This is a genomic window from Flavobacterium glycines, assembly GCF_900100165.1.
Lineage (GTDB): Bacteria > Bacteroidota > Bacteroidia > Flavobacteriales > Flavobacteriaceae > Flavobacterium > Flavobacterium glycines.
This window is the reverse complement of sequence record NZ_FNEO01000006.1, coordinates 21,360-43,226: the sequence shown is the minus strand read 5'-3', so window position 1 is coordinate 43,226 and position 21,867 is coordinate 21,360. Positions and strand designations below refer to the sequence as shown.

The following is a 21,867-nucleotide window of genomic DNA, read 5'->3' as shown; positions in this document are numbered from 1 at the left end:
TGTCAAAAAATCAATTACAATAGCAATTGCAAAACAGCACTAATTTAGACTTTGTAATTATAATTACTTATTCCTATTGCTATTGAAATTGACATTGAAATTGTTTATTTTTGCACAATGGAAGAAAATCTAAAACGTCTTAATAAATTCATTGCCGAAACAGGTTTTTGTTCACGCCGTGAAGCTGATAAATACATAGAAGAAGCACGTGTTACCATAAACGGTGTTGTTCCTGAACTGGGAACTAAAGTAGGTCCAAATGATGAAGTGCGCATTGATGGCAAACTCATTCATGAAAAAAACGAAAAACCAATTTATTTGGCTTTCAACAAACCTGTCGGAATTGAATGTACTACCAATCTGGAAGTTCGTAACAACATTGTGGATTATATCAATTATCCTAAACGAATTTTTCCTATTGGCCGTTTGGACAAGGCTTCAGAAGGATTGATTTTTATGACTAATGACGGCGATATTGTCAATAAAATTTTGCGCGCCCGAAACAATCACGAAAAAGAATATACCGTTACAGTAAACAAACCTATCACCGATCGTTTTATTCAAAGAATGGGTAATGGCGTACCTATTTTAGACACCGTAACCCGAAAATGTAAGGTTGAACAGATAAGCAAATACATCTTCAAAATTATTTTGACACAAGGTTTAAATCGTCAGATTCGCAGAATGTGTGAATATCTTGGCTATGAAGTTACCGCTTTGAAACGTATCCGTATTATCAATATTTCACTGGACGTTCCGGTAGGTCGCTATCGTGAACTGACCGATGCTGAAATTAAAGAATTAAATACGCTTATCGAACCTTCGAGCAAAACAGAAGAAGCCAGCTTACCTAAAACAGAAGCACCAAAACGCCGAACGGAATTCATCAAAAAGGATGATCCAAGGTTTCGAAGAAGAAAAGAGCAATAAATATAAAAATCCCATCTCGTTTTAAAACAACAGATGGAATTTTTTTAAACTTATTTTACTTCTACAAACTCATAATAGAGCGCTTTAGACAAAAAAGAATCATTTCGATGATTTTCAATTTCAGAGCTCTTATCCTCTCCTTGTTTGGGATGTAATTTCAAATATTCATGAAATGCTTTATGATTATACTCTAAACTTCTTAAAAACCGTACTTCTACTCCTTTATTGACTGCGATATTATATTGGGTAATTAAATTCCCCCAGTTCACATAACTACATAACAAAATTATTCCATAACAATACCAAACCATTTGATTAAACAAGAAAGCATTTGTTTTTTGCCTTACTATCTTTATAAAAGAAAAAATCAAACCAATTAAAGCTAAAATCAAAAAAGTATATACCCCTAACCTTTTATAAGTTAAACCATAATATGAAACATATTCTGAATTTTTGATTAATGCACTAACAATCAAAACTCCGTTTAAAACAATCCAAACTTTAGCTAAATTTTTAAGCGATTTTGCTTTTTTATCAAAATTAAATCCGCCCTTGAAATAGAATAAAAGCATTCCTACAGCCATTACAATAGAGAAAATAACCGCATTTACACGTTCGTGAGTATCCGAACTCAAATTAGACTTTTGAACTACTTCAAAAAACTGCTCATAATTATAGGTCACTATAAAAACCAACAACAATATATTTAATAAAACCAACGTAATGGCACCACTTTTTCTTTCGAAATCAATATCCAAAAACGAAAATGTATTTTTATTTACTGTCTTGGCTTCCTCACTAAATTCATTATCCAATAACTGATTTTTTTCATAGCATACCTCAGGGATCCAATAATTCCAAAAAGTAAATGAAATATAAAATCCTAAAGCAGTAAGCACGAAGATTTGCCACGCATCGATATCCAAATAATAATCGGTAAACAAAGACGAAAAATGATTACTCCCAAAAGAATAAACAAAATAAAACAGACTCAAAAAAACGACAGGTATCACCACATATGCAATCATTTTTTTGGCTAAACCACTCTTCACTTTTCGTTGGGGAATATATTGACCAAACATAAAAACGCGCCCTAAAGTGGTAATCCCATTTAAGATTACAAGCGGGAACACTTGCAGCAGTTTAAGATTAGGCTCATGAGTTTTAAATTGCAGAAAAACAATGGAAAAAGCCATCGCAAAAAAAGAGGCAAAATCTCTATACCAGGCAAACGCAAAACAAGAAACTACCGAAGCGGCAACCAAGAGCAAATGCAACCTACTACTAAGTTTCTCCTGAAAGAAATAACAAATAAAACCGATTTGCAGTAATCCGAATAGGGACCAATTCAGACCTAAATCTTCGTTGTAAAAAAGCAGGGTGAAAACCAAACTGCTGCACAAAATAAAATGGATTTTTTTCATAATTTACTAATTTAAAAGTACTTTGTATTTCAAAGTTTATTGATAAAAAAATTTAATTCTTAGCTTTAAACAACTTTTCAAGAGCGTTTAGATGCGAATTGAAAGTAACTCTACCTAAATTAGTCACCCGATAAGAAGTTTTAGGCTTCTTACCCACAAATTCTTTCTTGACTTCTATATATTGCGCTTTTTCCAAAGCGGTAGAATGACTGGCTAAATTGCCATCAGTAATATTCAATAACGATTTCATCTCGGTAAAATCTACCCAATCATTCACCATCAAAACAGACATAATTCCTAATCTGACGCGACTTTCAAAATCCTTATTTAATTGATCGATCATTCCCATTATTAGACTTATTTATATTTTTTGAAAACGATTAGTCCATATAAAATATGCAATACTCCAAATCCAATTATCCAAAAAATCAAACCATAGCCCAGATAAAATAGTGAAACACATCCTAAAATAATTTCACAGAAACCCAAATATTTAATATCCGAAAAAGTATATTTCTCAGCATTTACAAGTGCTAAACCATAAAACAACAAAGTAGTGGGTGCAATTAAAACAGCCATCTGATGATACAAAAGAGCCAAACAAAAAACACCACCTACCACTAATGGTATAGCAAGATGAATCAACATATTTTTTGTAGAAGAAGTCCAGATGGGTAAATTATCTTTTCTACTTTTTCTAACCGTAAATACAATTCCAAAAAAGAATGCAAAGACAAAAATGACTACACCTGTGGTAATTAATTCATAAATCAAACTTAATGAAAACTCTTTACTGCTGGCTTCAAAATAATTAATTCCATTTTGTTCTAACAATTGGCACACATACAATCCCCCTATCAATGCTGAAAGGCCGGCAAATACTCCTGAGAGTCCACTTAAAGAAATAAATCGTGAAGAACGCTCCATCATAGAGCGAATGTGTGATAAGTCTTCTTGATGCTTTTGATTCATAATTAAAGTACTTTGAAATACAAAGTTATATTTAATTTTTAAATGACACTATTAAAATTGTATTTTTTTCAAAGAAAAAAAGTTAACCTTTTCTTCGAACTGAATTAATCTACACTTTAAACTAAGAGGATATTTTTACCCCATAATCAAAATAATACCATTGAAATTTTCATTCCCAAACATTCGCAATTTTAGAACCCAAATCTTTTTATCTTTTTCAATAATGATTTTTTTAATCATTATCTGGTTTCTTACCTACCTCACTATAGACCGTAAAATAGACCATCTAAATAATTTTAGTTATAAATCTTATCAGGTTTCTCAGGACTTTAGTACCAATATCAAGCGATTTCAAACTTTTCTCTTGTATGGATATAAAGAAAAAGACTTTTATATCAATCACAATCAGAAAGACTTAAGTCAGTATATTTCTAATTTAAAAAAACAAAGGGAAGAAATTAATTTGATCTATAAAGAGTCCAAAGAACTCAATATCGAAATTAACGAAAAGTACATGCTTCAACTTTTCAACACCATTGACAGGCTTATTACTTATGTCAATCAATACAAAAAAATAGCTTTAATCAGAGGATTCAAAGATTATGGTGTTGAAGGTAAAATGCGCAACGAAGCCCATTTTTTAGAAGAAAAAAAACATCTCAAGCCTTATACCATATTACAATTCCGTCGTCACGAAAAAGACTACCTAATACGATCCGAAAAAACTTATCTCCAAAAATTTCAAAATTTATACAATGCAACTATTCTTTCTAAAGAAATCAATGCTGATTCAAAACAAATACTTCAGGCATACAAACACTATTTTGATACGCTAGTAATGTTGACCAATCAATTAGGTCAGGCCCAAAATCTTGGTTTGAACGGCAAAATAAATCAATCCAACGAAGAAATCGAAAAGCTTTTTACCCAAATTATTGCTTATAATGAAACCCGAATTAATGAGTTAAAAACAAATTTATTTTATTTCCAAATAGGACAAACCCTTTTAATGATTGCTATTGCGTTGTTTTTATGTGTGTATATTTCAAAATATTTCACCAAAGACATTAAATTACTTTCATTGGATATTTCCAATTTTATTATTTCCAATTTCAAAAACACCAATTCTAATTTACCTCAGCAATCTTCCATCAAAGAAGTTGATTTTTTACTAAACAGTTATAAAATACTGAAAGAAAAACTAAACGAAAATCTGGTTTCACTGGAAAAAAACAACGAAGCCGCCAACAATACTGCCAAATTCAAAACTCAATTTCTGGCTAATATGAGTCACGAAATTCGTTCTCCTTTAAATGGAGTAATAGGAATGCTGAATATTCTAAAAACCAGTCCGCTAAACAGCGACCAATCCGAATATATTGAAATTGCCGAACACAGTGCCAATCATCTTTTGGGCATTGTCAATATGATTCTGGATCATTCCAAAATGGAAGCGGGCAAAATGAAACTGGAACAATATCCTATCCATCTGAAAAAAGAACTTTCTAAATTAATCCGACTTTTCGAATACCGCATAAAAGACAAAAACATAGCCTTACACTTTAATTTTGATAATAGTATTGAAAGTAATATCCTTTGTGACAATTTAAGGTTACAACAGGTTTTAATCAATCTTTTAGACAATGCAATCAAATTTACAACCGCGGGAGACGTTAAACTGGAAGTACGCTATCTGGAACAGCAGGATAACATTCAAAAAATCAATTTCCGGGTTATGGATTCGGGAATAGGTATCGACGTTAATAAAACCGAACAGCTGCTCTTAGCCTTTGAACAAGCCGATTTGACTACCACGAGAAAATACGGCGGAACAGGACTTGGCTTAACTATTTCAAATCAGTTAATTAATTTAATGGGAGGTTCCAAATTAAATATCATTGCCTTAGAAGAAGGCGGTTCCAGTTTTAGTTTTGACATTCCTTTTCAATTGAATACAAATTTATTCCATTTTGAAAATCAGAATGAATTAGTAAACAACAAATCCAATAAGGATATTCAAAAAGCGTTGATTGTAGAAGACAATATTATCAATCAAAAAGTACTAAAGAAATTACTCGATAAGTTAAACATCCCCAGCACTATTGCTAATAATGGACTTGAGGCTGTGAATCTTTTTGAAAAAAATGACTACGACATTATTTTTATGGATTTACATATGCCGGAAATGGATGGATTTGAAGCCACCAAAAAAATTCATTCGTTAAAAAAATACAAATTAAAAAACATTCCAATTATTGCGGTGACTGCCAGTGCTTTTGAAGAAGATAAAAATAAAGCCATTGCAAGCGGAATGGATGATTTTATCAGCAAACCCATTGTGATGAAAAATCTCGAAGAAACCATAGCCAAACAAACAGAACAACAAATTGCTTTATAAAAATAAAACCCAGGACTTTCATCCTGGGTTTCTGCTGTAAAATATTTTTTAAAACTACTTTCTGCTTCTGATTTTTCGAGCCAAAAGTGTATTTTTCAATAACATTGCAATAGTCATTGGTCCTACACCTCCCGGAACCGGAGTGATAAATGATGATTTTTTGCTTACACCATCAAAATCTACATCTCCTTTAATTACATATCCTTTCGAATTTGTAGCATCTTCCACACGGGTAATTCCCACGTCGATAATCACTACGCCATCCTTAACCATATCAGCCTTTAAAAATTCAGGCACTCCTAAAGCAGTAATAATGATATCAGCATTTTTAGTGAATTCTGCTAAGTTTTTAGTACGACTGTGTGTCAAAGTTACAGTTGAATCACCTGGATTTCCTTTACGGCTCATCAAAATACTCATTGGACGACCTACGATATGACTACGACCAATCACCACAGTATGTTTTCCTGAAGTTTCGACTTTGTAACGCTCTAACAACTCCATAATTCCAAATGGTGTTGCCGGCAAGAAAGTTTCCATTTCTAAAGCCATACGCCCAAAGTTGGTTGGATGAAAACCATCAACATCTTTTTGCGGATCAATAGCTAAAAGGATTTTTTCCTCATCGATATGTTTTGGCAAAGGCAATTGAACGATATAACCATCTAAGTCCTCATTCTCATTCAATTCTTTGATTTTATCTAATAATTCAGCTTCAGTAATGGTTTCCGGCAAAGCAACTAAAGTTGAATCGAAACCAATTTGCTCACAAGAGCGCACTTTACTTCCTACATAAGTTAAACTTGCTCCGTTGTTACCAACAATTACTGCTGCCAAATGAGGTACTTTTTCTCCATTGGCTTTCATTTGTTGTACCTCAGCCGCTATTTCTTTTTTAATATCTTCCGAAGTTTTTTTTCCGTCTAGTATTTGCATTTTTATCTTTAGTTATGGGTTATGAGTTATGAGTTGTATAAAAACTCATCATTCATAACTTACAATTTATAATTATTTCATTCCCGGCATACCTGGCATTCCCGGCATACCACCTTTCATATTTCCCATCATTTTCATCAGGTTTTTTCCACCTGGTCCCTGCATCATCTTCATCATCTTGCTCATTTGATCAAATTGCTTCATCAACTGATTTACCTGCTCCACCTTAGTTCCTGAACCCTTAGCAATTCTTGCTTTTCTTTTTACATCAATCAAAGCAGGTTTTTTTCTTTCTAAAGGTGTCATCGAATAGATAATTGCTTCGATATGTTTGAAAGCATCATCTTCAATCTGAACATCTTTCATGGCTTTAGAAGCACCCGGTATCATCCCTACCAAATCCTTCATATTACCCATTTTCTTTACTTGTTGGATTTGAGCCAGGAAGTCATCGAAACCAAATTCATTCTTCGCAATTTTCTTTTGCAGTTTTCGGGCTTCTTCCTCATTGAATTGCTCTTGTGCTCTTTCAACTAACGAAACAACGTCTCCCATTCCAAGGATACGCTCCGCCATACGATCCGGATAGAAAACATCAATTGCTTCCATCTTCTCTCCCGTACCTACAAACTTGATTGGTTTATTTACAACAGATTTGATTGATAACGCAGCTCCTCCACGAGTATCTCCATCTAATTTAGTTAAGATAACCCCGTCAAAATTCAAAATATCGTTGAAAGCCTTAGCTGTATTTACCGCATCCTGTCCTGTCATCGAATCCACCACAAATAAAGTTTCCTGTGGTTTAATAGCAGCATGAACACGTGCAATTTCGTCCATCATTTCCTGATCTACAGCCAAACGTCCGGCAGTATCGACAATCACTACATTAAATCCGTTAGCTTTTGCATGAGCAATCGCATTTTGCGCAATTGCAACAGGATTTTTATTTTCCGGTTCTGAATATACTTCAACACCAATTTGATCTCCCACTACATGCAACTGATTGATAGCTGCAGGACGGTAAATATCACAGGCAACCAAAAGTGGCTTTTTATTCTTTTTAGTTTTAAGATAATTAGCTAATTTTCCTGAAAAAGTAGTCTTTCCGGAACCTTGCAAACCTGACATCAAAATCACAGAAGGTGTTCCCTGCAAATTAACTCCGGCTACATCACCTCCCATTAATTCAGTCAGCTCATCCTTAACTAACTTCACCAATAATTGTCCTGGTTGTAAAGTAGTTAATACGTCCTGACCTATCGCTTTGTCTTTTACTCTGGCAGTAAAATCTTTGGCAATTTTAAAATTCACGTCGGCATCCAGTAACGCACGACGTACTTCTTTTAAGGTATCAGCAACATTTACTTCGGTAATTTTACCGTGACCTTTTAATATATGAAAAGCTTTGTCTAATTTTTCGCTTAAATTATCGAACATGATATTGTTATTTTTTAGGAAGTGCAAATTTAAGCATTTGGTTTCTAACTTAAAAAAGTATTATTCATATAATCTATTATTTATTTTTCAGCTTCAACATAAAACTTTTAGTCTTGTGAAAATTTAATTTTAAAAGATCCATAAAAAAAAAGACTATTCTTAACGAATAGCCTCTTTCCAATTTATTTATACCAAAATTAATCTTCTAAATGTGTTTCATGTTCCAACAAATCTCTCATTCCTTCCCCCATATCATGATGATTATCATCAGAATTTGTTGTAATTTCGATTACACCATCATTATCTGTATCTGTAAGCAATCCCTGCCCAGCCAAAGTTTTAATTCTTGTAATTATTCCGTTTAAACTCATTTTTAAATTAATCGTCAAATCATTGGAATTAATTGTAAAATCTTTCGAGGCATCTTCAAAATCAACCTCAACTTCGGATTCTCTACTACTTGAAATTAAGAAGTTTTTTCCATCAACAGTCCCTTTTATCAAAAAGCTTTTTCCTAACATCTCACCATCAACAAGACTTGGTGTAAATTTAAACTTTACCTCTTCATACTGAGCATCAGGAACACTTAACGAAGTAATTATCTGAGACAAAGTGGTATTTGGATCTAATAAATCCAGCATAAATGGCCCATTTAATTTTACATCTTCATGAGTAGGATCTTCACTGTGTCGCTCATCTTCCACATCAATTTCAAATTTAATACTACCAATATTTACTTTAAAATCGGTAAGAACCACCACCGGATCTGTAGTTGTACGTGCTGTTAAATTAGTATTACTGACTACTGCCGAAGCTTTCAGGGTAACATTACCATCAGTTGTATTGTCTTGTGTGCAAGACAAGGTCGTCAAAGCGATTATTGCTAAAATTGCTGTTTTCTTCATGATTACTATTATTTGAGGGTTATTTATTTTTTCTATGTATTTATATCTTAATCAAATAGAAATATTCTGTTTGTGTACCACTGTCGCTTGTATTTCCCCTAAATCTAATTTGTGAATTGTTGAATTCAAAAAGTTTCCATCCTTCATCTAATTCATGTAAAGGATTATCAGAATCAAAATGAATTTTAAACTCCCTGACTCCATTTTCTACTTTTGTTTCCCAAGTACCATTTAAAACTGTTGATGATTTTACAGCTTTAACTGTAAAGTCATTCTTGAACACTAATTGATAATCTTTATACAAAAATGTTTTATCTGATTCATCATAATAGTAAGCTACTTTCCAACTACCAGATATAATCGTTTCAAGAAAATTCAAAGACGTATTAAGATTTGAACTACAGTGCTCAATGGCGTCTTCAATTGCATCATCAAATTGTGAATTATTATTTATGATTTTAGTATGATTATTATTGTCTTTTAATGATATTGGATAATTAATAGCGAATAACTTACCGCTACTTAAATTATTTATAAAATTATAAAAGGCTTCATCATTAGCAATTACAACCGAATTAGCACTTTGATTTGAACTATTATAAACATTAAGAACAATAGGATAACTAATATTCAAACAATTTATTTTAGCCAATAAATCCGGTAAAGATTCCCAATAGTCCAGTAAAGCATTAAATTGAAGTTCATTTTGAATTAATTCTTCTTCATAATTATAATAAATCATGGTAACCGGAAAAATTATTTTTACAATATCATCATCTGTTGTATTTGCATTGATATTACTAACAACTTTTGCATAATCATCAGCCGAATTAATTGCAATAGTTACATCATTAACGGTTACTGTATATGGAAATTTTACAGTACAATAACTCGACTTATCTATTATATTATCATCAGCTGTTTTCACCATTACTACTCTTTGTAAATAGGAGGTAAATGGCGAATCTTTAGCAATAGATACCTGATTATTTGTTTTTTGCTCTTCAATTTCGCCCTGACAAGAAACAAAAATTAAAAAACTAAAAATCAACAACTTACTTATGTTTTTATTTAAAATCAGCATAGTATTTTTTTTTTCAAATGTAATAGTTTTTAATTTTTCAACATCTAAAACTTCCTTCATTAATTCAAAAACTCTCAAAATAATTTTTCAAAAAAAAAGTTATAATTGAGAACAACTAGATTAAAAAATATGTTACTTCGTATATAAAACATTTAACTTCTGATATACCCTACTTTAAATTAGAATTAATTTTAAATCAGTTAAGTCGAAACCCAAACAAAAAATGACAGAAGACTACAAATCAAACACTTGCAACGAAATTATTTTTTCATCATTTTTTAAAAAAAATATAAAAGCACTTCGGAATTTTCTTTTTTACAAGTTTGGGAACGAAGAAATGGCTCAGGATTTAGCACAGGAAGCTTTCATTAAACTATGGCAAAACTGCGCCTCCGTACCTATCGAAAAAGCAAAATCATTTGTTTATACTATTGCCAATAACAGTTCGATAAACGAAATAGCTCACAAAAAAGTGGTTTTGAAATATGAAAAAAATTTTAATGGTATTGATCAAACAAATGAAAACCCTGAATATCTTTTGGAAGAACAACAATTTCAAACAAAATTATTAAAAGCAATAGAAAACCTGAACGTCAAACACAGACAAGCTTTCTTAATGCATAGAATTGATGGAAAAAAATACAGCGAAATTGCTCAGGAACTAGGAATTACTGTAAAAGCTGTCGAAAAAAGAATCCATCTGGCACTGGTAACATTGCGCGAAAACATTGATTTATAAATAAAAAAGTAGGGTAAAAAACAACAAAATTGTTCTTATATAACAAGAAATGATATTATGAAAAAGAATTACCTTTTAGCCAAATGGCTTAACAACGAATTATCAGCTCAAGAATTAGCCGAATTTGAAGCCAGTCCGGATTTTGAAAAATATCAAAAAATCAAAAAATATTCGGAACATCTTGAAGTTGGAGCATTAGATGAAGATACGATGTTGGCAACTATTCTTCAACATAAAAAAGAAACACCAAAAGTAATCTCCATCTCTAAAAAATGGATTTTAAGAATTGCGGCCATATTTATTCTGGGAATAGGATTAACTTTTGCAATGCAAAATTTCATTCCGCAAAGCCAGGTTGCTAATTATGCCCAAAAAACAAGCTTTTATTTACCAGACGATTCTCAGGTTGTTTTGAATTCAGGTTCAAAAATAGAATTCAAAAAATGGAAATGGAAAAGCCACAGAAAATTAGAACTTGATGGCGAAGCTTATTTTAAAGTCGCTAAAGGACGTCGATTTGAAGTAATCACTAATTTAGGAAAAGTTACTGTACTCGGTACACAATTTGATGTTAAAGCAAGAAAAAACAAATTTGATGTAACCTGCTACGAAGGACGGGTAAAAGTAAATTATAAAAACAGCCAAATTATTTTGACACATGGTCAAAGCGTAACTTTTGAAAATAACAAACAAATAAATACCACAACAACCTCTTTAAAACCGGAATGGATTGATGGTATTATAGCATTTAAAAATGAAAACATCCAAAACATTTTAGATGAACTTCAAAGACAATACGACATTACTATCCAATTAAAATCCAATACTTCTAATTCTTTATTTACAGGAAAATTACCCTCTAATAATTTAGAAGTTGCAACAAGAATTATTAGTACAACTTATAATTTAAAAGCAAGAAAAATAAATTCAACTACAATAATTTTTGAAGAGAAATAAATGCTGTTACATAAACAATTGCATTTCTTATTTGCTTGTTTTATGACTGTTTTAAGCATCTCAGCTCAAAACAAAAAGCCAACTATTGCCCTAAAAGAAATCATTGCTTCCATTGAAAACAGACATCATGTAACCTTTAATTACAGCGTGAATATTAATGAAACACATTTAATTGCGCCTGAAGAATTTCTGTCTTTGGAACAACAATTAATTTATCTGGAAAAACAAACCGATTTTTACTTTGAAAATATTGACAATAAATTCATTAATATCTCTTTAAAAACCAAAAAAAAATCCACTACACTCTGCGGTTATATTTACTCATCTATAGATAATAAACCTATAGAAAATGCGAATATAAAAACATCTGATAATAAACACATTACCTCAAATACCGAAGGCTATTTTGAAATAAAAAAAGCTGTAAAATCGGAAATTACCATCAGTCATATTGGATTTACAACAAAAAAAATAAATCAGAACGAAATAAAAGACAATGACTGTATTAAAATAGTTCTGGAATCCGAATTAACTAATCTTCAGGAAATTATCACCAATTCTGTTTTAGCAACCGGGATTACAAAAAATAGTGATGGTTCCTTTATTATAAAACCTAAAAAGTTTAGTATTCTTCCCGGATTAATAGAAGCCGATATTTTACAAACCATGCAGCAAATTCCGGGCGTTAACAGCCATGACGAAAGTGTTGCAAACATTAATATCAGAGGTGGTACACACGATCAAAATTTATTTCTTTGGAACGGAATCCGAATGTATCAAACAGGACATTTCTTTGGATTAATTTCAGCATTTAATCCTAATCTACCTCATAACATTTCTATTTATAAAAATGGAAATTCTGCTTTTTATGGAGAAAGTGTTTCCAGTGTGGTAACTATATCTTCAACAGCTGAAAATTTTGAAAAAAATGAAATCAGTGCCGGAATTAACATGATTAATGCCGATTTTTACTTCAAAAAAGCAATCTCAAAAACTGCTTATATAGAAATTGCCGGACGTAAATCAATTACGGATTATCTTGAAACGCCTACCTATACAAAATACTTTGACAAGGCTTTTCAAAACACCAGTATTACTGATTTTTCACAAAACCAAAAAGTAAATTATTCCAGCGACAAAAAATTTGATTTCTATGATTTAACATTCAAATTATTCAAAAAATTGGGTCGTAAAAACACGCTTATATTGGATTTGATTTCAATAAATGACAATTTAAATGTTTTTCAAAAGGCTGCTGTCAATAATAGCTTTCAGTCTCAAAACGATGAATTAGAACAAGAAAATTTTGGCGGAAATTTAGTATTTGAACGCAATTGGAATAAAAACAACCAGACCATTATAAATGCCTCGTTTTCATCTTATGAGATTATAGCCAATAAAAAAACTTCAATAGGAAGTCAGATTGTATTTCAAAAAAATAATGTTTTAGATAATGCTCTAAAAATTGAAAACCATCATTTTTTGAGTTCTAAATTCTCTGTTAATGACGGATATCAATTCAATGAAATTGGCGTAACCAACCTAGATACAGTCAATAGCCCTCAATTTTACAGAAAAAGTAAATCTGTGTTAAGAACCCATGCTGCAATCCTCGAAAGTAAATTCAATGATTCTATTTCAAGAATTAGTTTCAACACAGGAGTACGATTCAATTTTATTGAAAATTTCAATAAATTTATTATTGAACCCCGCTTACAATTTAATTATGGAATTGCTAAGCATTTCAATGTAGAAGTTTTAGCGGAGTATAAAAGTCAAAATACCCAACAGATTATTGATTTACAAAAAGACTATTTAGGCATCGAAAAAAGACGATGGGTTTTATCTAATAATTCGACAATACCTATTCAACAGAGTAAACAAATTGCCTTGAATTTTTCATTCAAAAAAAATAATTGGCTGATCAACCTTGAGAATTTTTACAAAAAAGTCGATGGAATAACCAGCTCAAGTCAAGGATTTCAAAACCAATTAGAGTTTCTAAAAATCACAGGAAATTACAGAGTAATTGGTACCGAAATGCTGTTTCAAAAAAAAATCAACCACTTTTTAAGCTGGTTGAGTTATACCTACAATAAAAACAATTATAACTTCGATAGCTTTAATCCGCCTACTTTTTCAAACAATTTCTTGATAAGTCATATGATTTCAGGTGCTGCAATATTTGAAAAAAACAATTTTAAAATTGCTTTAGGAACTAAGTGGGCAACTGGAAGACCTGAAACAACTCCTATTAACAAAACCGCTGATCCAAATAATCCTGTTATCGAATACAATTCACCAAATAATAAAAGATTGCCCTCATTTTTTCAAGTCAATTTTTCATCCACTTACAAATGGGAAAGCGCTAAAAATATCCAATACAAACTTGGTCTTTCAATAATGAATGTATTAAACAGGAAAAATGAAATTAGTGAATATTACAGAATAAGTAATCTGACTAACGGAATTGAAGAAGTTAAAACTTTCTCATTACAAAGAACTCCTAACATCAGTTTCAGGATTAACTTCTAAAAACTCAAAACACTAATCTACAACAACTTAAAAACTACACTTCTTAATTTTTTCTTAAAAACAAAAAAATAAAGTAGGGTAAGAAAACTCATAACTGTTCTATAATTGAATCCCTAAAAAATCAATTTATGAACAGAAAAGAATTTTTTGCAAGAGTAGGTTTTGGAGCTGCCTCCTTATTAGTCCCAGCATGTATTTCAGGCTTAGCCACAAGTTGTAGTAGTGATGAGGGCAGCGTACCAACAGCTCCTACCGGAGTCGATTTTACATTAGACATTTCATCAGGTGCTTTAGCTACCGACAAAGGCTATTTAGTAAAAAACGGTATTATAATAGCCAGAGAAAACGCCAGTACTTTTTTAGCTGTTTCTGCCGCCTGCACCCACGAAGGTACTACTGTAAATTATGTAGGTTCTTCAAATAGTTTTCATTGTCCCAATCATGGTGCCAATTACAGCAGTACCGGAACCCACCTAAACGGCCCCGGATCAGCAAATCTAAAACAATACAATGTAACACTTACAGGAAACACATTACGTATTTATTCATAAAAACAACTTCTATTTACTTTTTAATCTAATCCAAAAATGAAATCGCTATTGGCAACCCATTTGTGTTTTGAAATAGTAATTACTAAAAAGGAATAACAAATAAACGCTATAAAAATAAATTCCATATCTATGAAAAAAATACTTATCATCCCACTATTAGCTATAAGTTTTGTTGGACTTGGCAGTTATTATTATGTTATGCATGGCGGCGCCAGAGACCTAAAATCAGAAACAGCCAGCTATTGTGTCTCATCTTCTGATATTGCTTCTGAATTCACAGCCAATCTTGACAATTCGAATAAAAAATATTTAGAAAAAGCGGTTGCCATAACCGGAACCATAACAAAACTCCAGGATTCATTAGTAACTCTGGATCACTCAATCATTTGTGTTTTGAAAAATCCCGATTCTCAAATCAAAAAAAATCAAACTGTAGTCATCAAAGGTCGTGTAGTAGGTTATGATGATTTGTTAGGAGAATTGAAATTAGACCAATGTTTTATTTCTAAATAATCAAAATGAAATCGCCAGCGATAACAAATTTGCACACACAAAAAAAGCAACTATAACTGCTAAAAAATAAATTTCACTTATATGAAAATCCATAAAATAATTATTTGCACTCTTTTTCTATTCAGTTTACAAACTGCAATGGCCCAAGACGATTTATTGGGACAATTAGATACAAAACCTGTAAAAAAAGAAGCCGTAACAGCTACTTTCAAAGCCTTGCAAATTGCTAACCTCCAATCGACAAAATTACCGGCCAAAGGTGAATTTTACTTATTAATTTCACATCGATTTGGCGATTTAACAGAAGGACTTCAAAACTTTTTTGGTTTGGATAATGCCAACACAAAAATTGGAGGAATCTATGGAATTGCAGACTGGTTATCGGTAGGTTTATCCCGTCATACTTTTCAAAAGAATTATGAAACCGCTCTAAAATACCGATTAGCCAATCAACTTGAAGGAGGATTTCCGGTTACAATCGTAGGCTACAATACTTTTGATGTAAACACTGAATTAAGTAAAGATGATTATCCTTCTTTACAATTCTCCAATCGTTTGGCTTACTCAGCTCAATTACTGATTTCGAGAAAAATGTCTGAATCATTGTCTTTAGAATTAGCTCCCATTTTTACGCATAAAAATTTATATAATAACGTTAGCGAAAATGCTAATTTAATGTTGTTAGGTTTTGGCGGACGCTATAAATTATCAAAAAGATTAAGTCTGAATTTAGAATACGATACCCGTCTCAATGCTAAAGAAGATAATCCTTATCAAAATCCAATAACTCTGGGATTAGACATTGAAACCGGAGGACACATTTTTCAATTGGTATTCTCAAATAGCCAGGCTATGAACGATGTTACTGTTTTTAATAATTCAACCGGAAATGGCAGCAAAGGAATCTTCTTTGGATTTAATATGTACCGAGTTTTCTAAAAAAAATAAAAATGAAAAAAATCACCCTTCTATTAATTTTTACTTTTTTCGCAATACTTTTTTCATGCGAAACAAGCACTTTTCAGGATATTGAACAAGATCCTGCTGCGACAACACAGAACAATTCTGGTTCTACAGATAATACCTCCGGCAGTACTTCCGGCAGTACCACAGGCTCAACTAGCGGCACCACAACAACCACTCCTAATGTAACCTATACAACAGATGTAAAACCGATTATCACTAACAACTGTATTGCCTGCCATTTTAGCGGGGGCGAATCTCCGGCATTAGGCACCTATACACAGGTAAAAAATGCCGCAAGTGCCGGTAAACTTTTATGTACTATACAGGCACAAGGATGCAGAACCATGCCCCCAAGCGGTAAAATGTCTCAAGCCAATATTAACTTAATCTTACTTTGGAAAACCCAAGGTTATATACAATAAACAAGATGAAAAAAATAAGCCTTCTACTACTGCTATTCCTAATCGGAAACTATTGTTTTTCCCAAAAAATGATTACCCGTACCGGAAAAATTACTTTTGAAGCATCCATGCCCAGTTTCGAAGAAATCAAAGCCACTAATAATAGTGCCTCCTGTATTCTGGACGAATCAACCGGAGATTTTGTTGCTTTGGTATTAATTAAATCTTTCAAATTCAAAGCACCTTTAATGGAAGAACATTTTAATGAAAATTATATGGAATCCAACACTTTTCCCAAAGCAACATTCAAAGGAAAAATTCAAAATTTTGATGCCAAAAAATTATCAGCAACAAAATCAACTTATGACTTACAGGGTGATTTAACGATTCACGGTGTAACCAAAAAAATCAACACCAAAATTAATCTGGTTTTGAATTCAGGAAAAATTACCGCTACATCAAACTTTGATATTCATCCACAGGATTACAACATTGAAATCCCAAATTTAGTCAAAGATAAAATTGCAAAAAATGTAAATACCATCATCAATTTTATCCTGGAACCACAATAATTTTTTTCTTAAAAAAACAGAAGACTCCCGAAAAGGAGTCTTTTTGATATTTATTTATTTCAATTTGATTACATTCTCTCAGGAACATTAATTCCTAACAAACTAAAAGCATCGGCAATGGTATCAGCGACTCTTTTAGATAACTGCACACGGAATTTCTTAATTTCTAATTCGGCTTCCCCAAGAATAGGCACTGCCTGATAGAACGAATTGTATTCTTTTACTAAATCATAGGTATAATTAGCAATCAAAGCCGGACTGTGATTTTGAGCCGCATTTTGAATTACTTCAGGGAACAACTCTAATTGTTTGATTAGCTCTTTTTCTTTTTCGTGTAAACTATCCACTTTAGCATCATTTGAAAAATCAAAATCAGCTTTTCTTATAATTGACTGAATTCTTGCGTAAGTATATTGAATAAAAGGACCTGTATTTCCTGCAAAATCAACTGATTCCTCCGGATTAAACAAAATACGTTTTTTAGGATCTACTTTTAAAATATAATATTTCAAAGCTCCCATACCAATAATTTTATACAATCTGGCTTTTTCTTCTTCTGAATAACCATCTAATTTCCCTAACTCTTCCGAAATTTGCTGAGCCGTATCCTGCATATCCTGCATCAAATCATCGGCATCAACCACAGTTCCTTCACGGGATTTCATTTTTCCGGAAGGTAAATCTACCATTCCATAAGAAAGGTGGTATAAATTATCAGCCCAGTCGAATCCTAATTTTTTAAGAATCAAAAACAATACTTTAAAGTGATAATCCTGCTCATTCCCTACTGTGTAAACCATTCCGCCTACATCCGGCATATCTTTTACTCGTTGAATAGCAGTTCCGATATCCTGAGTCATATATACCGCAGTTCCGTCAGAACGCAATACAATTTTACGGTCTAAACCTTCAGCAGTCAAATCAATCCAAACCGAACCATCTGGGTCTTTTTCAAAAATTCCTTTTTCTAAGCCAATTTGAACTACATCTTTTCCTAATAAATAAGTATTACTTTCGTAGTAATAACTATCAAAATCAACTCCTAAATTTTTATAAGTTGTCGCAAATCCATCATAAACCCATTGGTTCATCGTTTTCCAAAGTGCAACCACTTCCTCATCTCCCGCTTCCCATTTACGAAGCATATCCTGAGCTTCCAAAATAATTGGAGCTTGTTTTTTTGCTTCGTCTTCGGTTTTACCTTCCGCCATCAATTGGTTGATTTCGTCTTTATAAGCTTTATCAAAAGCCACATAAAAATTACCAACTAACTTATCTCCTTTTAATCCTGTAGATTCGGGAGTTTGGTCTTTTCCAAATTTTTGCCAGGCCAACATCGACTTGCAAATATGGATTCCTCTGTCGTTGATAATTTGAGTTTTATACACTTTTTTTCCTGAAGCTTTGATAATCTCAGCTACCGAATACCCTAATAAATTATTACGAACGTGACCTAAATGCAACGGTTTATTGGTATTTGGCGAAGAATACTCTACCATCACAGCCTTATCCTCAGGACTTGGAGTTACAAAACCATATTTTGCATTATCTTTAATTGAGTTGAAGAAATTCAAATAATGAGCATCTGAAATCACAATATTTAAGAAGCCGGAAACTACATTAAACTTACTAACCTCAGCAACATTTTCAACCAAATAATTCCCTATTTTATTTCCTAATTCTACAGGATTACTTTTTATGATTTTCAACAAAGGAAAAATCACCATTGTAATATCACCTTCAAATTCTTTTCGGGTCGCCTGAAATTCTATTTTTTCGACTGTTACATCAAATAAATCCTGAATTGCTTTTTGTATAGAGGGAGTAAGTGTTTGTGATAATGTCATTTTGTCTTTGAATTTATAAAGTGCGCAAAGATAGTCATTATGTACTGATTTGAAAATTGGAAACTAAGATAATTTCCCATACAACTATTTGTCTAAGTTAAACGTCTAAAGATGTAGAACATTTTCTTTTTCAAGTCATATAAAAAGAAAATAATTACAAAAAAGTACTTTTTTTCAAAAAACAGTACTTTGCATTGCATAGTATTATCTAAAAGATATATATTTGCATTATCAACTATTAAAATCAATCAAAAAAATATAGTCATGAGAATAAAACTAATCTTACTCTGTCTCTTTGGAAATCTTATTTCCTTAGCAGCACAAAATTCGATACCGGTAAATTTAACCGAGGCATCAGGCAGCATTTCAGGAAAGGTAGTTGATAAAAAAACTAACCAGCCTATTCCCTTTGTCAACATTATTGTTCAGGATAATGGAAAAGTGGTAAGTGGAGGAATCACTTCTGAAAAAGGATTATTCCGAATCAAGAATCTTGAATTAAAAAAATACAATGTCGAAATTCAGTACATGGGTTACAAAACCGTGAGTAAATCTATAACGCTCTCTGTAAATAACACAAATGCAAACCTCAACACCATTGCCATTGAGGAAGATGCCATTGAGCTAAAAGGCGTAGAAATTGTCAGCGAAAAATCGACTATAGAACAAAAAATCGATCGAAAAGTAATCAACATTGGTAAAGATTTAATTTCAGCAGGTTCAACTGCTGCCGAAATAATGAACAACATTCCCTCTGTTAGCATTGATCAACAAACCAATGCCATTAGTCTAAGAGGAAATCCAAATGTAAGGGTATTAATTGACGGAAAACCTACAACCATAGAAACGGCCCAATTATTACAGCAAATCCCGTCTTCATCCATTAAACAAATTGAATTAATTACAAATCCTTCTGCGAAATATAATCCGGAAGGAATGAGCGGAATAATAAACATTGTTTTAAACAAAAACACTAAAATAGGCTTAAACGGAAGTATTAATAACGGTGTAACCTTTGGAATCACACCAAAATTAAACTCGTCAGTTGACATGAATTACCGCAACGGAAAAATCAACTGGTTTGCTAATTACGGTTTAAACACCGGAAAACGTACCAATTATGGCTTTATAAACACCACCGAAACCGGATTGGAAGATTTTCAAGATTATACTTTCACCAGAAACAACACTTCACATCTAGCCAAAATAGGTTTTGACATCTACATCAATGAAAAAAACACCTTGTCATTCTACACTAATCAAAACCTATTCAAAGGAAAATCAGGTTCCTTATCCAAAATTGATTTTGTAGATCCTTCAAAAACTGATATTAACCAAACATTCAACAACAAGGTTGACAATTTTTCCCAAACCTATAATATAGATTATAAAAAGAATTTTAAAAAAGAAGGACACAACATAGAACTGGAAGCTAATTATTCTGATGGAGACAATAAAGAAGATGCTTTTTACAGCGATCCCAGAACTAATTATATCACCAACAAAAGAAACAACACTTTAATCAATTTAGATTACGTTAATCCGCTGTCAGAAACCTTAAAATTAGAATTAGGTTTGGAAAGCCGAATCGAAAATGCGCGTAATAATTTTTTATTGAACAACAACTACAACTCTAATTTTAAATTCTCCCGAAATATTTATTCAGGATACGCTACTATTGGTAAACAATGGAAAAAATGGAGCTCACAACTGGGAACAAGAATAGAAAAATACGAAGCTAATGCTGATTTCAACAAAGTTGATGAAACCCCTGCTAAATTTAATAACGACATTTTAACCTTGTATCCTTCGGGATTTTTAAACTATACTCCTTCTGAAAAAAACTCGTTCAACTTAAGTTTTTCAAGAAGAGTGGACAGACCCAGCATTAACCAACTAAATCCTATCAGAGATTGGAGTACTCCGCAAATAGACTCAGAAGGAAACCCTAATTTGCGTCCGCAGTTTACTAATTCTTTCGAACTAAATTACACCCGAAAAACAAAAATAGGTTCCGTAACCTCTGGGATTTTCTACAGACGAATCAACAATGAAATCACCCGAACTTTAGTCGAAAATCCTAACGATCCTTCCAAGCAAACATTATCTTACGCCAATCTGAATGGCAACAATGCTTATGGATTCGAATCTTCGGCTAATTTAGATTTTACAAAATGGTTCAGCAGCAATATGAGTGTAGATGCTTATAACAAAACGATTAGAGGTGTCGTTTCTGGTAAATTCCTCGAAGCCAATGTAACTGCTTTTAATGCACGAATGAACAACACTTTCAAAGCATCTAAAAATTTACGTTTTCAATTTTCTGCCATGTATCAGGGAAAAGATTTAACCCTGCAAATGCTGGGTAAACCCATGTGGAAAATGGATTTAGGTTCGAGTCTCAACGTTCTGAAAGGAGCCGGAACATTCACTGTCAGATACAGTGATATTTTTAAAACGATGCGCTATCGCTTTACATCAGAATATCCTAAAGAACAATACGGACAATTCAACTGGGAAAGCCGCTCAGTCTACATAGGTTTCAATTACCGATTTGGAAGCGGTAAAAACAAGGCAGTCCAACGAAAAACAAGAGATCAAAACGAAAGCCAGGGTGGTGGCGTTTTATAAAAATAGTTTTAGATAGTTATGTAGTGAAAGAAAAGCCCGAAGTATGCCAACTTCGGGCTTTTCGAT

19 protein-coding genes are annotated in these 21,867 nt (G+C 32.4%); 11 read left to right on the top strand and 8 right to left on the bottom strand.

Annotation, left to right across the window (positions count from 1 at the left end; translation table 11 throughout):
- Nucleotides 1–117: 117 nt before the first annotated feature.
- A complete protein-coding gene (gene rluF / locus BLR17_RS12895; protein WP_066328809.1) occupies nt 118–930 on the top strand; it encodes a 23S rRNA pseudouridine(2604) synthase RluF in 813 nt (270 codons plus the stop codon).
- A gap of 50 nt (nt 931–980) precedes the next feature.
- Here the strand turns inward: rluF and BLR17_RS12890 are convergent, their stop codons facing one another.
- Genes BLR17_RS12890 through BLR17_RS12880 form a run of 3 tightly spaced genes read right to left on the bottom strand, consistent with a single transcriptional unit; the run spans nt 981 to nt 3,326 of the window.
- The gene (locus BLR17_RS12890) at nt 981–2,354 is read right to left on the bottom strand and encodes a DUF4153 domain-containing protein (protein WP_066328807.1); all 1,374 of its coding nucleotides are present in this window, start codon (nt 2,352–2,354) and stop codon (nt 981–983) included.
- Between the two features lie 52 nt (nt 2,355–2,406).
- Nucleotides 2,407–2,703: a winged helix-turn-helix domain-containing protein gene (locus tag BLR17_RS12885; RefSeq protein WP_066328806.1), complete on the bottom strand. Its 297-nt coding sequence runs from the start codon at nt 2,701–2,703 to the stop codon at nt 2,407–2,409.
- 8 nt (nt 2,704–2,711) lie between these two features.
- Nucleotides 2,712–3,326 (bottom strand): hypothetical protein, encoded by a 615-nt coding sequence (locus BLR17_RS12880; protein WP_066328804.1) that lies wholly within the window; start codon nt 3,324–3,326, stop codon nt 2,712–2,714.
- Nucleotides 3,327–3,549: 223 nt separating this feature from the next.
- Here BLR17_RS12880 and BLR17_RS12875 point away from each other — a divergent pair, with 223 nt between their 5' ends.
- Nucleotides 3,550–5,724, top strand: a complete 2,175-nt coding sequence (locus BLR17_RS12875; RefSeq protein WP_066328803.1) for a response regulator — start codon at nt 3,550–3,552, stop codon at nt 5,722–5,724.
- Between the two features lie 54 nt (nt 5,725–5,778).
- On the opposite strand, the gene BLR17_RS12870 is transcribed toward BLR17_RS12875, so the two are convergent.
- From BLR17_RS12870 to BLR17_RS12855, 4 genes are all read right to left on the bottom strand, one after another.
- Nucleotides 5,779–6,660: a bifunctional 5,10-methylenetetrahydrofolate dehydrogenase/5,10-methenyltetrahydrofolate cyclohydrolase gene (locus BLR17_RS12870; protein WP_066328802.1), complete on the bottom strand. Its 882-nt coding sequence runs from the start codon at nt 6,658–6,660 to the stop codon at nt 5,779–5,781.
- Nucleotides 6,661–6,732: 72 nt separating this feature from the next.
- The gene (ffh, locus tag BLR17_RS12865) at nt 6,733–8,100 is read right to left on the bottom strand and encodes a signal recognition particle protein (RefSeq protein WP_066328799.1); all 1,368 of its coding nucleotides are present in this window, start codon (nt 8,098–8,100) and stop codon (nt 6,733–6,735) included.
- Between the two features lie 197 nt (nt 8,101–8,297).
- Nucleotides 8,298–9,005: a hypothetical protein gene (locus tag BLR17_RS12860; RefSeq protein WP_066328797.1), complete on the bottom strand. Its 708-nt coding sequence runs from the start codon at nt 9,003–9,005 to the stop codon at nt 8,298–8,300.
- A 40-nt stretch (nt 9,006–9,045) separates the two neighbouring features.
- Nucleotides 9,046–10,149 (bottom strand): hypothetical protein, encoded by a 1,104-nt coding sequence (locus tag BLR17_RS12855; protein WP_245683141.1) that lies wholly within the window; start codon nt 10,147–10,149, stop codon nt 9,046–9,048.
- A 163-nt stretch (nt 10,150–10,312) separates the two neighbouring features.
- On the opposite strand from BLR17_RS12855, the gene BLR17_RS12850 reads away from it, so the two are divergent.
- From BLR17_RS12850 to BLR17_RS12815, 8 genes are all read left to right on the top strand, one after another.
- Nucleotides 10,313–10,828 carry an RNA polymerase sigma factor gene (locus BLR17_RS12850; protein ID WP_066328795.1) on the top strand — a complete coding sequence of 172 codons (516 nt, stop codon included), beginning with the start codon at nt 10,313–10,315 and terminating at the stop codon, nt 10,826–10,828.
- 57 nt (nt 10,829–10,885) lie between these two features.
- On the top strand, nt 10,886–11,785 hold the full coding sequence (locus BLR17_RS12845) for a FecR family protein (RefSeq protein WP_066328793.1): 900 nt from the start codon (nt 10,886–10,888) through the stop codon (nt 11,783–11,785).
- Nucleotides 11,786–14,320: a TonB-dependent receptor gene (locus BLR17_RS12840; protein ID WP_066328792.1), complete on the top strand. Its 2,535-nt coding sequence runs from the start codon at nt 11,786–11,788 to the stop codon at nt 14,318–14,320. It abuts the gene before it with no gap.
- Nucleotides 14,321–14,448: 128 nt separating this feature from the next.
- Complete coding sequence (locus tag BLR17_RS12835) at nt 14,449–14,871, top strand: QcrA and Rieske domain-containing protein (protein ID WP_066328790.1); 423 nt, start codon at nt 14,449–14,451, stop codon at nt 14,869–14,871.
- Between the two features lie 129 nt (nt 14,872–15,000).
- Nucleotides 15,001–15,384, top strand: coding sequence for an OB-fold protein (locus BLR17_RS12830; RefSeq protein ID WP_066328789.1), 384 nt, complete (start codon nt 15,001–15,003; stop codon nt 15,382–15,384).
- Between the two features lie 81 nt (nt 15,385–15,465).
- Nucleotides 15,466–16,323, top strand: a complete 858-nt coding sequence (locus BLR17_RS12825) for a DUF5777 family beta-barrel protein (RefSeq protein WP_066328788.1) — start codon at nt 15,466–15,468, stop codon at nt 16,321–16,323.
- 11 nt (nt 16,324–16,334) lie between these two features.
- Entirely contained in the window at nt 16,335–16,772 is a 438-nt protein-coding gene (locus tag BLR17_RS12820) for a hypothetical protein (protein ID WP_066328786.1), read from the top strand.
- Between the two features lie 68 nt (nt 16,773–16,840).
- Nucleotides 16,841–17,323, top strand: coding sequence for a YceI family protein (locus BLR17_RS12815; RefSeq protein ID WP_245683140.1), 483 nt, complete (start codon nt 16,841–16,843; stop codon nt 17,321–17,323).
- A 68-nt stretch (nt 17,324–17,391) separates the two neighbouring features.
- Here the strand turns inward: BLR17_RS12815 and argS are convergent, their stop codons facing one another.
- Nucleotides 17,392–19,170, bottom strand: a complete 1,779-nt coding sequence (argS, locus tag BLR17_RS12810; RefSeq protein WP_066328783.1) for an arginine--tRNA ligase — start codon at nt 19,168–19,170, stop codon at nt 17,392–17,394.
- Between the two features lie 264 nt (nt 19,171–19,434).
- On the opposite strand from argS, the gene BLR17_RS12805 reads away from it, so the two are divergent.
- The gene (locus tag BLR17_RS12805) at nt 19,435–21,801 is read left to right on the top strand and encodes a TonB-dependent receptor (RefSeq protein ID WP_066328782.1); all 2,367 of its coding nucleotides are present in this window, start codon (nt 19,435–19,437) and stop codon (nt 21,799–21,801) included.
- Nucleotides 21,802–21,867 lie beyond the last annotated feature (66 nt).